Genomic DNA, 12,869 nt, shown 5'->3' on the forward strand with positions numbered 1-12,869 from the left:
TGAGTACAGCGCCAATGGTTATTTGACCATTCGTTCAAGAATCCCTAGGGTAGCCAGCTTCATTTTTGTCCGAGATGCTCATGACCACCCGTTCCAAGCTTCCGCCGACCGTCTACCTGTTGGGTTTGACGATTTTCTCGCTGGTGACCGCCGAGTTCATGGTAGCCGGCATGATGCCTGCCCTGGCCTCGGCGTTTTCCGTGAGCCTGGCTCAGGTCGGCAACCTGATCGCCCTGTATGCGCTGGGCATGGCCCTGGGCGGGCCACCGGTCACGGTTCTGCTGCTGTCGCGCGGGATCAGCAACCAGCGGGCGCTGGTCGGGCTGCTGGCGGTGTATGTGCTGGCTGGCGCATTGGCCGCGGCCGCGCCCACCTATACGGTGCTGGCCCTGGCCCGGATCGTCATGGGGGTTTCCAGCGCGGCCTGCATCGGCCTGTGCATGACCCTGTGCGCAGGGTTGGTCAGCCTGCAGGACCGCGGCCGGGCCATTTCGGTGGTGCTGGCCGGGCTCATGCTGTCGCCGGTGGCCGGTGTGCCGGCGACCGCCTGGGTCGAACATCACTATGGCTGGCGTGCCAGTGCCTGGTTGGTAGTGGCGCTGGCCTCGCTGTGCACGGTGCTGGTTGCCACCCGCCTGCCTCGCGCCGAGGCTGGAGACGAGCCGTCGCTGGGCAGCCAATGGATCAGCCTGAAGAACCGCAGCCTGTGGGGTGCCTATGTCACCAGCGGGCTGATCATCGGCGCCACCTTCGCCGCGTTCAGCTATTGCACGCCGATCCTCATCGAGGAAGTCGGCGTGGCGCCCGCCCAGGTGGCGCCGTTGCTGGCGCTGTACGGCGTGGCCAACGTGCTCGGCAACATGGTGGTGGGCCGCATCGCCGATCGGCATACCTACGCGGCGCTGGGTTGGGGTCTGGCACTGCTGGTGCTGGCCTTGGGCGGATTCGCCCTGGCTGGCCAGGTGTTCTGGCTGAACCTGGCCTGCTTCCTCACGGTCGGCCTGACCGGGGTGGCATTGAACCCGGCCATGGTCGCGCGGGTGATGAAAGCCGCCGAGCCCGGCGCACTGGTCAACACCCTGCACACCTCGGTCATCACTGCCGGGCTGGCACTGGGTAGTTGGGCCGGCGGCGCGGTGATCGATGCCGGGCTGGGCCTGCGAGCACCCCTTTGGGTGGGTGCAGGCATGGCGCTATTGGGCCTGCTCAGCCTGCTGCGGCCCTGGTACCACGCCTCGCCAGCGGCCGCTGCCCGCTAGCACCGAGGTCGGTTACAGCGGCTTGGCCAACACCCCTGCCGGGGCGTGGTCGGCCGCTGCGGCCGGATCGACCTGGTCCAGCTCGCGTGACACCGACAGGCGTTCCTCAGTGATGCGCTGAACCAGATTCAACGCCCGTTCGGCGCTGCCCAGCAACGCCAGAATGGCGCCGCGTTCATCCCAGCCGAGCTTCTGCTCGCCCTGCAGGCAACGTTCACGCAGGGCCAGCAGGTCCTTGGCATGGGCGTTGGGCAGGTAGACCCCTTGCGGTCCCTTGCGCACCGCCGGCTCGACGATATCGAGGATGGCGTCGATGATCTTGCGCGCGTTGGCGCTGAACACCTGGCGCTCGATGCGGCGGGTGATCTGCGACAGGGTCCGCGTCAGGCTCGCGCTGAAATCCTCTTCCTCGATCAGGCTGGCGAGCAGATTGGTCTGGCGGGCAGTCAGGTCATTCTTGAACATCTGCGCGGTGTAGCCGCGGATCTCCTGGCTGAGGGTGTCCAGCGCGTGCTCATGTTCCATGGCGTTCTTCAGCGCCTGGGACTGGCCGCGCGCCGCATCCAGCAGCAAACCCATGCCTTGGCCATGGCGGGTCAGTTCCCGGCTCACCGCCGCGACACCGGTGTTCACGCTGGCCAGCGCGGCGCGGTCGAGATAGCGCGGCACGGCGTAGTCCTCTTCGTCGCTGCGGCTGGCGCCGATGCGCGACAGCACGCGGTCGAACACCCCGATGAAGGGAAACATCAGCGCGGTGTTGAAGATATTGAAGCCGATCGAATAGAGCCCCACTGCCACGGGCACCAGCGGGAAGCTTTCCTTGCCGTCGACCATTTCCGAGCGGGTGACGTCCATGCCGAACAGGCCCATAGCGCCCTGCAGGATGTCCATGGACAGGAAGAACAGCGGAAACATCACCGCCACGCCGATGAAGTTGAAGGCGATGTGCGCGTAAGCGGCGCGCTTGGCGTTCTTCGACAGGTTCAGCGAGGCCAGCCATGAGGTGACGGTGGTGCCCAGATCGGCGCCCAGGGAAAACGCCACGGCGGTCTGCCAGTCCAGAATGCCCGCGGCGCCCAGGCCCATGACGATGCCGATGGTCGCCGACGAGGAGTGGATCATGGCGGTGATGCCTGCGGCGGTCAGCACGCAGATGGCCAGGCCGGTGTAGCTGTCGGCCTGCAGACTGGAAATGACCGACATCACCTCGGGCAGGCCGCGCAGGGGTTTGAGGCCGCCGGTGAGCAGGTTCAGGCCATAGAAGATCAACGAGAAGCCAATGATGGCCAGGGCCAGGTGACGGGTTTTCTCGCTTTTGCTGAACACATAGACCAGAGCGAACACCCCGGCGAAGATCAGCCCCAGTGGGCCTAGCGGCATGGCGATGAGGCCGTTGCCCAGGGTCGTGCCGATGTTGGCCCCCATGATCACGCTGATGGCGGGTCGCAGGCCGACCACGCCGGCATTGACCAGGCCCACCACCATGACCGTCATGGCCGTGCTCGATTGCAGCACGCCGGTGATCACGGTGCCGGCGGCCAGGCCTTTGACCGGTGTGCCGGCCAGCTTGGCGAGCCAGGCGCGCATGCGATTGGCCGCCAGGTTGTTGATGCCGTCGGACATGAACTCCAGGCCGAGCATGAAGATGCCCAGACCACCGATGACGGGGACCAGCAGGTCTTTGAAGATATCGATTTCCATGGCGGCTCTTTGCGGTAGAGGAAATGGCCGGCGCCCGGGGTGTGATGACTGAAGCTAGACATGAAATGTGACATATGGGTGACGCGCCGGCCCTGTAGGCCATGCCCGCTCCTACAAGCGNGAGCGCCACGGATCGGCTGATGCACCGCGGCGCCGGGTTCGCGGCCGATGACCGCTCCTACAAGCGAGCGAGCAGCCCGCAGAAAGGAAAATGGTTTTTTTGGTACGCATGCGCCATGTGTAGGAATTTTCTGAGACAATAGTGCTAACGATTCGCATTAACCTTGTCTGGCCAGGAAGCTTTACATGTCACGCCCTACCCCGCTGCAACGCCCCCACGCTCCGCGCAATCTGTTGGCCGTGGCCATCTGCATGGCCACGATGGCCCCGGCAATGGCCGCCGACGGCACCCAGGCCCAAGGACAGACGGCCCCGGGCGTCATCGAATTGGGTGCCAGCCAGATCACCTCGGATTCGTTCCAGCTGGGCAGCTTCACCGAAGGCTCGCAGTCCTACACCACCGGCGCCATGGCAACCGCCACCAAGCTGCCGCTGAGCCTGCGCGAAACGCCGCAATCGGTGACCGTGATCACCCGTCAGCGCATGGATGACCAGGCCATGACCAGCATCAACGATGCGGTGCGCGCCACTCCGGGACTGTTCCTCAACTATGCCAACGGCCCCGGCCGCCAGGCCTATTCGGCGCGCGGCTTCGACATCGACAACCTGATGTACGACGGCATACCCAGCGGCTATTCGGGCGTGACCATCGGTGCCCAGCCCAACCTGGCCATGTTCGATCGGGTCGAGGTCGTGCGCGGTGCCACGGGCCTGGTCACCGGTGCCGGCAACCCCTCGGCGGCGATCAACCTGGTGCGCAAACGGCCATTGGCCGAGCAGAAGGTGACCCTGACCGGCGCTGCCGGCAGCCACGACGACTACCGCGGCGAGATCGACGCGTCCAGCCCGCTCAACGAGGCCGGCACGCTGCGGGGCCGAGTGGTGGGTTCGTACCGAGACGCGAACAGTTTCATCGACGGCGTCGAGGAAGATCACGGTCTGTTCTACGCCGTCACCGAGGCGGACCTGGGCGAAGACACCCTGCTGACCCTCGGTTTTTCCCATCAGAAGGACAAGACCAACTACTTCTGGGGTTCCTCGATGATCGGTCAGGACGGCCATCACTTGGACTTGCCGCGGTCCTACAATCCGGGCACCAAATGGGAGAACAAGGATCAGGAGATCAATACCGTGTTCGCCGAGGTGCGCCAGCGGCTGGCCAACGACTGGAACCTGCAGGTCAATGCCAACTATGCCGAACAGAACGGCTTGTTCTCCGGCTCGTATCAATCGCGCTGGGTCGACAACACGCTGGCGCGTACCGTGTACCAGTCCGCTCACGACGAAAACCAGGCCGGCCTCGATGCCTTTGCCAGCGGCCCGTTCCAGGCGTTCGGGCGGACCCACGAACTGGTCGTGGGCGCCAGCAAGCGCATCTACGACATGACCACCCACAACTACGACCCCTACGACACCAACTGGCCGATCGACGCCGGCAAACCCAACTTCACTCACACCGACAACGGCCGCGAGGTGACCACCCAGGATGGCGTCTACCTGACCACACGGTTGATCCTTGCCGACCCGCTGAAGCTGATCCTGGGTGGTCGGGTGGATTGGTACGACTATGACAATCGCGACGGCGAAGGCGACTACAAGGTGACTCGCAACGTCACCCGCTACGCCGGTCTGATCTACACGCTGGACGACCACCACTCGGTGTATGCCAGCTACAGCGATATCTTCACGCCGCAGAGCGCGCAGGACACCAGCGGCACGCCGGTCAAGCCGATCGTTGGCAAGAACTACGAGATCGGCATCAAGGGTGAGTATTTCGACGGCGCGCTGAACGCCAGCCTGGCGCTGTTCCGGGTCGACCAGGAAAACCGTGCGGTGCAGATCTTCGTCGAAAACTGCCCGCAGCTCAGCTGCTACGAAGCCTCGGGCGAAGTGCGCAGCCAAGGTATCGACTTCGAGCTGCAAGGGGCGCTGACCGAAAACTGGCAGGTCGGCGGTGGCTACACCTACGCGCGGGTACACACGCTCAAGGACAACGCGAACCCGGCGAACGAAAACCAGCGCTTCGACACCGACATTCCCGAGCATCTGTTCAAGGTCACCACCAGCTACCGTTTCCAGGGCCCGTTGGAAAAACTGCGCGTAGGTGGCACCTTCTCCTGGCAGAGCCGCCTGTACAACGACATCGACCTGGCCGACGGCAGCCGCTACCGCCTGGAACAGGGCGGCTATGCCGTCACCGATCTGATGGCCGGCTATCAGGTCAACCGCAACCTGGACCTGCAGGTGAATGCCAACAACGTGTTCGACCGCAAGTACTACAATGCCATCGCCAACTCGGCCAGCTATGGCGGCGACAGCTACGGCAATCCACGCAACCTGATGCTGACGGCCAAGTACAGCTTCTGATCGGGCGCGGCGAGCGGGCTGATGAGCCGTACTGGTATCATCGACCCACTTTCCGCCTGGACCATGCCATGAATCGCCGCAAGAAAATCAAACAGCTGTTGCAAGCACATGCCAAGAAGACCAGCGCCAAGCTGGCGCCGCAGAGCAAGGACCGTTACATCAGCAAGGCGGACCGGGCGAAGCTGGCGCTCGAGGCCGACAGCGCAAGTCCTGCTGTCGATCAGGCCTGAAGCGGATCGGGCCTGCGCTTCAGAGGTAATGCAGCGGCAAAATCTGGTCACCTGTCAGCGGGGCCAGTTTGAGCTTGGCCACCGTTGTGGCATCGACCCACAGCGCTTCTTCGATTTCCGCAGCAGGGCTGACCTGGGCCTTGATGCGTACTTGAAAGAGCTCGCATTGCACTTCATGGCCGGGCTCATTGGCGGCCACGGCCGTGTAGGTACCCAGAAACCTGGCTTCGGCGGGATCAACCGCGATGCCCAACTCCTCTTCCAACTCACGAACCAGTGCCTGGGCAGGCTGCTCGCCCGATTCGATCTTGCCGCCTGGCTGCATGAAGGCGCGGGTGCCGCGCTTGCGCACCAGTAACGTTTGCCCTTGCTCGTTGAGCAGCAGTGCGGCAGCGATATGGATGGTGGCGGCCATGGCGTGTCTCCTGAAAAAAGGTGGGCACCATGGCACGCCGTGCATGAGCTGGCAATTGCTACAGGAGAACGTTTGAGGGTGGTTCTCGGTCCTATCGGTACGATCTTCTGGCAGGGCGGTGGACCATGGCGTTGATACCCGATCTATCCGGCAGTGCGTCTGCGCTGATCTGTGGCGCCAGCCAGGGCATCGGCCTGGCATTGTGCGAGCAGTTGTTGCAGCGTGAGGATGTCGCCCAGGTGTTTGCGGTTTCCCGGCGAGCCACGACCAGCGCCGAGTTGGCGGCTTTGGCTGAGCGCCATGGGCCTCGTTTGGTCAGCCTCGATTGCGATGCGCGAGATGAACAGGCACTGCAGCGGCTGGCCGCTGCGGTGGCGGCCGATTGCGCTCATTTGCACCTGGTGATCAGTACGTTGGGCATTCTGCATCAGGACGGCGCGCGGCCGGAAAAAGGTCTGGCGCAACTGGAGCTGAGCAGTCTGCAGGCCAGCTTTGCCACCAATGCCTTTGCGCCGGTGCTGCTGCTCAAGCATCTGCTGCCGTTGTTGCGCAGACAGCCGGCGACCTTCGCGGCGCTGTCGGCCCGCGTCGGTTCGATCGGCGACAACCGTCTGGGTGGCTGGTACAGCTATCGCGCCAGCAAGGCGGCGCTCAACCAGCTGCTGCGCACCGCCAGCATCGAGCTCAAGCGTTTGAACCCCGCCGCCACGGTCCTGGCCTTGCACCCGGGCACCACCGACACCCGCTTGTCCCAGCCCTTTCAAGCCAACGTGCCGGCCGGCAAATTGTTCGACCCCGATTTCGCCGCGCGCTGCCTGCTCGAATTGATCGGCCAGCACGGGCCGACGCAGACCGGCAGCTTCTGGGCCTGGGATGGGCAGGCGATTGATTGGTAGATCCGTGCTTGTATGCGTGGGAGCGGTCAGCGGCCGCGAAAGGCCGCCGCGGTGTGTCTGGTACACCGCGGCGTCTGGTTCGCGGCCACGGACCGCTCCCACACGGGATCTGCTCCCGCGGGCAGTTGCGTAGGGTCAGCGGGGATTCAGGGATTCGATCCAGTCGATGTGTTCGGCCAGCTCCTTGCGTTTGCCGTCGAGCCCGGTCTGCCGGGCGTGGGCCAGGCGTTCGAGGGTGCGGCGCTTGAGGTGCAGCAGGCGCTGCCACTTGGCCAGGAACGCCGGCGTGCGCTGCTGCAGTTGCACGGGCCCGAAAAACAGTTCCTGTGGACTGTACGTGACCGATTCGCCAGGGTCGGCGACGATGATCTCGTAGTCGAAGCGGTTCTCCCGCAGCACCTCTTCATGGCGGATGCCATAGCCATTGTCCATCAACCACTGCCGCAGGTGGCGTTCACCGCCATTGGGCTGCAGGATCAACCGCTCGCCGGTGCTCAAACGAGCTTTGCCCGCCTGCAGAATGTCGCGAATGGTTTCGCCGCCCATCCCGCACAGGGTCACGGCCGTGATCCGGTCGCTCGCCTCGATTGCCGCCAGGCCGCCGGCCTGCCGCACGCTGATGCAATGCGCCAGCCCGTTCTCGTCAACGCTGCGCCGGGCCGCCAGAAACGGTGTCCGGGCGACCTCCCCGACCACCGCCCGAGAGACGATGCCGCGCAACACCAAGGCCACCGGCAGGTAGGCATGATCCGAACCGATGTCAGCCAGATGCGCGCCGGTGGGGACCTGGGCGGCGACCCGCTCCAGGCGGTGAGACAAGCTCTGCGGGTTCACGAGGCAACGATTCTCCGGGTTGACCGCGCGCCGTTCAGGCCCGCAGGGGCGGGCATTCTGGCGAGCACGCCAACGTATTTCAACTCATCCGGGAGGATCTTGCGCAGCGCGTGCCGCCAGCAGGCGGACGATCCATTCATGGCTGTACGTCAGCGCTCGCGCGGCCATGGGCGTGGGGAAGTGGATGAAGCCATGGGGCGAGGCCGGCAACAGGCGCAGATCCACGGCGGCCTCCCTGCCCCAGCGCTCGGCCATCAGCAGGGTATCGTCGCGCAGTGGGTCCAGTTCCCCCACGAACATCAGCGCTGGCGGCAGTCCGTCCAGGTCGCCATACAGCGGCGACAGCGACGGTTGCCGCCGCTGCTCGTCGGCCAGGTCGGGAGTCAGGCGGCGGAATGCCTCGACCATGCCCGGCCCGTCCAGTACCAAAGTGTCGGGACCGGCCTGGCGCACGCTGGGCGTGCCGGTCAGATCGAACACCCCGTAATACAGCAGCGCCCCGCACACGCGTTGCAGCAGCGCCGGCCACCGCTTGAGCTGCAACAATGTGGCCGCTGCCAGGTGACCACCGGCAGACTCACCGACCATGATCACCGGCAGACCCTCGAACTCGGGGAAGCCGCCACCCAGCACGCAGCGAGTAGCCGCCAGACAGTCGTCGAGCAAGCCCTGCAGCGGGGTCGACACGGCCAGCCGGTAGTCCACCGATATCACCGCCACGTCGCAGGCCTGCACCAGGGCGATGTTCACGTCATCGTTCATCTGCGCGTTGCCGATCACCCAGCCGCCGCCATGGAAGTCCAGCACCAAGCCCTTGGCCGGCCCCTGCGGACGGATGATGCGCACGCTCACCGGCACGGCATCGGCGCTGACCAGCACACGGCTCTCGATGACCAGGCCATGCCTGACAGGCTTGAGTGCCTTGCCCAGCTGGCCGGCACGCAGCAGGGTCTGGATCAGCATCGGCGTGACGCGGTTGCGGATGCGGAACCGCGGCAGGCGCTCGAGGGTCTTGTTGAAGCGCTGTGCCTGCGCGATCTGCGCTGCATCGAACGACCAGCTTTGCTTGGTCTCCACCTGGAGTGTCCTCAGTGCGTAGGTATGTATCGGATATGGAGCGGCTGAGGTCGACGCGGTTCCCACGCGAGCAGGTAGCGCCATTAGCGACTATGCTGGCCGTCCTGGAGCCTGCCATTGAAAGTCATCGGATCGTTGCCATGGGTCATCTGAGCCGCACTTGCGGATTGCTGTTGAAGTCTGTCCGCGGTCTGCTGCTGTGCAGCGCCCTCCTCCCGGCTGCCTGGGCCGCACACCCGCGCACCTTCGATCTGTACATGCCCGAGGCGCCGCCGTTGAGCATGGCGGGCGACGCGGGCCAGCAAGGCATCGTCGCTGACGCCGCCCGGCAGGCCATGACGCTGGCGGGTTATCACATGAATATCAATGTGCTGCCCTGGCTTCGCGCGCAACGGACTGTGCAGCACGGGCAGGACATGCTCATCGTGCCGCTGTCGCGGACTCCCGACAGGGAAACCAGCTACACTTGGATCGCCCCGATCATGAGCATGGACCGGGCGTTTTTCACCCTCGACAAGCGCGTCGACAGCTTTGCCCAGGCACGCCGGACCTATCGACGGATCGCCGTGGGCATGGGCAGTGCGCAGGAGCGCAAACTGTACGACGAAGGGTTCGATGCGTCACAGATCTATCCGTTGCGCATCGGTGAAAACCCGGCGCAGATGCTGCTGCTGGGGCGTGTCGATGCCTGGTTCAACGGGGTGCCCGAATCGCGGTACATCTGGCGCCAGGTCTCCGAGCAGCCGCTGCTGATGAGCCCGGTGTTGATGACCACGGACCTTTACCTGGCGTGTTCGAAGACGTGCTCGCCGCGCGTGGTGAGCAATCTGCGCAAAGCGGTGGAGACGCTGCACCGCAACGGCTCCATCCAGCGTCTGCTGGATCATTACCTGCCTGCCACGCCATGAAGTCGGTGCTTCCCTTTTTTCGTAGGAACGGTCCGTGGCCGCGAAAAGGGCACCGCGGTGGATCAGGCAGTCCGCAGCGCGTTCTTCGCGGCCGATGACCGCTCCTACGGGGGGCTGAATTTTCCGTAGGAGCGGTCCATGGCCGCGAAAAGGGCGGCGCGGTGGATCAGGCAGTCCGCAGCGTGTTCTTCGCGGCCGATGGCCGCTCCTACGGAGGGCTGAGTTTTCCGTAGGAGCGGCCCGTGGCCGCGAAAAGGGCAGCGCGGTGGATCAGGCAGTCCGCAGCGCGTTCTTCGCGGCCGATGACCGCTCCTACGGGGGGCTGAATTTTCCGTAGGAGCGGTCCATGGCCGCGAAAAGGGCGCCGCGGGGGATCAGACAGGCCGCAGCGTGTTCTTCGCGGCCGATGACCGCTCCTACGGGGGGCTGAATTTTCCGTAGGAGCGGTCCATGGCCGCGAAAAGGGCGCCGCGGGGGATCAGACAGTCCGCAGCGCGTTCTTCGCGGCCGATGGCCGCTCCTACGGGGGGCTGAATTTTCCGTAGGAGCGGTCCATGGCCGCGAAAAGGGCACCGCGGGGGATCAGACAGGCCGCAGCGTGTTCTTCGCGGCCGATGACCGCTCCTACGGGGGGCTGAATTTTCCGTAGGAGCGGTCATCGGCCGCGAAAAAGGCAGCGCGGTGATCAGGCCCTGGCGCGGGCGCTGTGCAATTTCTTGTAGCTGTCGATCAGGCGCAGGTGACGGTCCAGGCCTTCGAGCTTCATGCTGGTCGGGGTCAGGCCGTGGAAACGCACGCTGCCATCCACGGATCCCAGCGCCGCCTCCATCCGCGCGTCTCCGAACATACGGCGGAAATTGACCTCGTAGTCGGCCATGTCCAGGTCGCTGTCCAGCTGCACCTCGAGCGCCACGTTCAGCGCCTGGAAGAACAGGCCGCGCTCCAGCGTATTGGCGTTGTACTGCAGGAACATCTCGACCAGTTCCTTGGCGTCGTCGAAGCGCTCCAGTACCAGTTGGATCAGCACCTTCAACTCCAGAATGGTCAACTGCCCCCACACGGTGTTCTCGTCGAACTCGATACCGATCAAGGTGCGGATATCGGTGTAGTCGTCCAGCTCCGACTCCTCCAGGCGCTGCAACAGATTGCCCAGTGCATCGTCATCGAGCTGGTGCAGGTTGAGAATGTCTTCGCGGAAAAACAGCGCCTTGTTGGTGTTGTCCCAGATCAGATCCTCGATCGGATAGATCTCCGAATACCCCGGAACCAGGATCCGGCACGCCTTGGCGCCCAAGTGCTCATAGACCGCCATGTACACCTGCTTGCCCATGTCGGCGAGAATCGCGAACAACGTCGCCGCTTCCTCGGCGTTGGCGTTCTCTCCCTGCGCAGTGAAATCCCAATCGACAAAGGCAAAATCAGCCTTGGCGCTGAAGAAGCGCCACGACACCACGCCGCTGGAATCGATGAAATGTTCGACGAAGTTGTTCGGCTCCATCAGTGCATGGCTTTCGAAGGTTGGCTGCGGCAAGTCATTGAGCCCCTCGAAACTGCGACCTTGTAGCAACTCGGTGAGGCTGCGTTCGAGCGCCACTTCAAGGCTTGGATGGGCGCCGAACGAGGCAAACACGCCGCCGGTGCGCGGGTTCATCAAGGTCACGCACATCACCGGGAAACGGCCACCCAGAGAGGCGTCCTTGACCAGCACCGGAAAGCCCTGCTCCTCCAGCCCCTGAATGCCGGCCTGGATGCCGGGGTAGCGCGCCAGCACCTCGGCCGGGACGTCGGGCAGCGCCAGTTCACCCTCGAGAATCTCGCGCTTGACCGCGCGTTCGAAAATCTCCGACAGGCATTGCACCTGGGCCTCGGCCAAGGTGTTGCCGGCGCTCATGCCGTTGCTCAGGTAGAGGTTCTCGATCAGGTTGGACGGGAAATACACCGTCTCGCCGTCGGACTGGCGCACGAAAGGCAGCGAACAGATGCCCCGCTCCACGTTGCCCGAGTTGGTGTCGTAGAGGTGAGAGCCGCGCAGTTCGCCGTCGGCGTTGTAGATGGCCAGGCAGTGGGCATCGAGTATCTGGGCAGGCAGCGCATCCTTGCGGCCCGGCTGGAACCAGCGTTCGTCGGGGTAGTGCACGAAGGCCGCATTGGCGATGTCTTCGCCCCAGAACTGGTCGTTGTAGAAGAAATTGCAGTTGAGCCGCTCGATGAATTCACCGAGGGCCGACGCCAGCGCGCTTTCCTTGGTCGCCCCTTTGCCGTTGGTGAAGCACATCGGCGAGTAGGCATCGCGGATGTGCAACGACCAGACGTTGGGCACGATGTTGCGCCACGAGGCGATCTCGATCTTCATCCCCAGCCCGGCAAGGATCGCGGACATATCGGCGATGGTCTGCTCCAGCGGCAGGTCCTTGCCCAGCACATAGGTGCTCGCACCTTCCGCCTGCGCGGGCATCAGCAAGGCCTGGGCGTCGGCGTCGAGGTTGTCGACCTCCTCGATGATGAAATCCGGGCCGGTCTGCACGACCTTCTTCACGGTGCAGCGGTCGATCGAGCGCAGGATGCCCTGGCGGTCCTTGGCCGACATGTCCGCTGGCAGTTCGACCTGGATCTTGAAGATCTGGTTGTAGCGGTTCTCCGGGTCGACGATGTTGTTCTGCGACAGGCGGATATTGTCGGTGGAAATATTGCGGGTGTTGCAGTAGAGCTTGACGAAGTACGCCGCGCACAACGCCGAGGATGCCAGGAAGTAGTCGAACGGGCCCGGCGCCGAGCCGTCGCCCTTGTAGCGGATCGGTTGGTCGGCCACCACCGTGAAATCGTCGAACTTGGCTTCAAGTCGAAGGTTGTCGAGAAAATTGACCTTGATTTCCATGGGGCAGCACCTGATGACAGCTAAAACGAATGGCCGACATTATCCGGTTTTTTGACGTCTTCGTCTTGGGCGATCTGTCGCTCCCACGGGTACGCTGGCGCCGGGACAACCGCCGCGATACTAAATCGCCGTCACCACTGAATTTTTTAGTGTCATTTTGTATCTCATGGGGACAAGCCGCTTTGAC

10 protein-coding genes are annotated in these 12,869 nt (G+C 64.0%); 5 read left to right on the plus strand and 5 right to left on the minus strand.

Translation table 11 applies throughout. The features are described from left to right. Positions 1–80 precede the first annotated feature (80 nt). Positions 81–1,259, plus strand: coding sequence for an MFS transporter (locus tag IFT57_RS01770; RefSeq protein WP_122797482.1), 1,179 nt, complete (start codon positions 81–83; stop codon positions 1,257–1,259). 12 nt (positions 1,260–1,271) lie between these two features. On the opposite strand, the gene IFT57_RS01775 is transcribed toward IFT57_RS01770, so the two are convergent. After that, a complete protein-coding gene (locus tag IFT57_RS01775; protein WP_192150168.1) occupies positions 1,272–2,960 on the minus strand; it encodes a Na/Pi cotransporter family protein in 1,689 nt (562 codons plus the stop codon). Positions 2,961–3,266: 306 nt separating this feature from the next. Here IFT57_RS01775 and IFT57_RS01780 point away from each other — a divergent pair, with 306 nt between their 5' ends. Then, positions 3,267–5,447 (plus strand): TonB-dependent siderophore receptor, encoded by a 2,181-nt coding sequence (locus IFT57_RS01780; protein WP_192150170.1) that lies wholly within the window; start codon positions 3,267–3,269, stop codon positions 5,445–5,447. 68 nt (positions 5,448–5,515) lie between these two features. Beyond that, the gene (locus IFT57_RS01785; protein ID WP_192150172.1) at positions 5,516–5,677 is read left to right on the plus strand and encodes a DUF2986 domain-containing protein; all 162 of its coding nucleotides are present in this window, start codon (positions 5,516–5,518) and stop codon (positions 5,675–5,677) included. Between the two features lie 19 nt (positions 5,678–5,696). On the opposite strand, the gene IFT57_RS01790 is transcribed toward IFT57_RS01785, so the two are convergent. Continuing rightward, positions 5,697–6,092, minus strand: a complete 396-nt coding sequence (locus tag IFT57_RS01790) for an NUDIX hydrolase (RefSeq protein WP_192150174.1) — start codon at positions 6,090–6,092, stop codon at positions 5,697–5,699. 125 nt (positions 6,093–6,217) lie between these two features. On the opposite strand from IFT57_RS01790, the gene IFT57_RS01795 reads away from it, so the two are divergent. Beyond that, on the plus strand, positions 6,218–6,988 hold the full coding sequence (locus tag IFT57_RS01795) for an SDR family NAD(P)-dependent oxidoreductase (protein ID WP_192150176.1): 771 nt from the start codon (positions 6,218–6,220) through the stop codon (positions 6,986–6,988). Positions 6,989–7,123: 135 nt separating this feature from the next. On the opposite strand, the gene IFT57_RS01800 is transcribed toward IFT57_RS01795, so the two are convergent. Beyond that, complete coding sequence (locus IFT57_RS01800) at positions 7,124–7,822, minus strand: tRNA (adenine(22)-N(1))-methyltransferase TrmK (RefSeq protein WP_192150178.1); 699 nt, start codon at positions 7,820–7,822, stop codon at positions 7,124–7,126. Positions 7,823–7,906: 84 nt separating this feature from the next. Continuing rightward, a complete protein-coding gene (locus tag IFT57_RS01805) occupies positions 7,907–8,899 on the minus strand; it encodes an alpha/beta hydrolase (RefSeq protein ID WP_342030325.1) in 993 nt (330 codons plus the stop codon). A gap of 140 nt (positions 8,900–9,039) precedes the next feature. Between IFT57_RS01805 and IFT57_RS01810 the strand changes: the two genes are divergently transcribed. After that, complete coding sequence (locus tag IFT57_RS01810; protein ID WP_192150182.1) at positions 9,040–9,807, plus strand: substrate-binding periplasmic protein; 768 nt, start codon at positions 9,040–9,042, stop codon at positions 9,805–9,807. Positions 9,808–10,492: 685 nt separating this feature from the next. On the opposite strand, the gene IFT57_RS01815 is transcribed toward IFT57_RS01810, so the two are convergent. Then, entirely contained in the window at positions 10,493–12,682 is a 2,190-nt protein-coding gene (locus tag IFT57_RS01815) for an OsmC domain/YcaO domain-containing protein (RefSeq protein WP_192150184.1), read from the minus strand. Positions 12,683–12,869: the final 187 nt, after the last annotated feature.

This window comes from Pseudomonas sp. CFBP 13719 (assembly GCF_014842095.1).
Lineage (GTDB): Bacteria > Pseudomonadota > Gammaproteobacteria > Pseudomonadales > Pseudomonadaceae > Aquipseudomonas.

Excerpts from the sequence above, each read along its gene's own strand:
- IFT57_RS01785 (WP_192150172.1), top strand. The coding sequence starts at position 5,516 with ATGAATCGCCGCAAGAAAATCAAACAGCTGTTGCAAGCACATGCCAAG.
- IFT57_RS01815 (WP_192150184.1), bottom strand. The coding sequence starts at position 12,682 with ATGGAAATCAAGGTCAATTTTCTCGACAACCTTCGACTTGAAGCCAAG.
- IFT57_RS01790 (WP_192150174.1), bottom strand. The coding sequence starts at position 6,092 with ATGGCCGCCACCATCCATATCGCTGCCGCACTGCTGCTCAACGAGCAA.
- IFT57_RS01810 (WP_192150182.1), top strand. The coding sequence starts at position 9,040 with ATGGGTCATCTGAGCCGCACTTGCGGATTGCTGTTGAAGTCTGTCCGC.
- IFT57_RS01770 (WP_122797482.1), top strand. The coding sequence starts at position 81 with ATGACCACCCGTTCCAAGCTTCCGCCGACCGTCTACCTGTTGGGTTTG.
- IFT57_RS01775 (WP_192150168.1), bottom strand. The coding sequence starts at position 2,960 with ATGGAAATCGATATCTTCAAAGACCTGCTGGTCCCCGTCATCGGTGGT.
- IFT57_RS01795 (WP_192150176.1), top strand. The coding sequence starts at position 6,218 with ATGGCGTTGATACCCGATCTATCCGGCAGTGCGTCTGCGCTGATCTGT.
- IFT57_RS01780 (WP_192150170.1), top strand. The coding sequence starts at position 3,267 with ATGTCACGCCCTACCCCGCTGCAACGCCCCCACGCTCCGCGCAATCTG.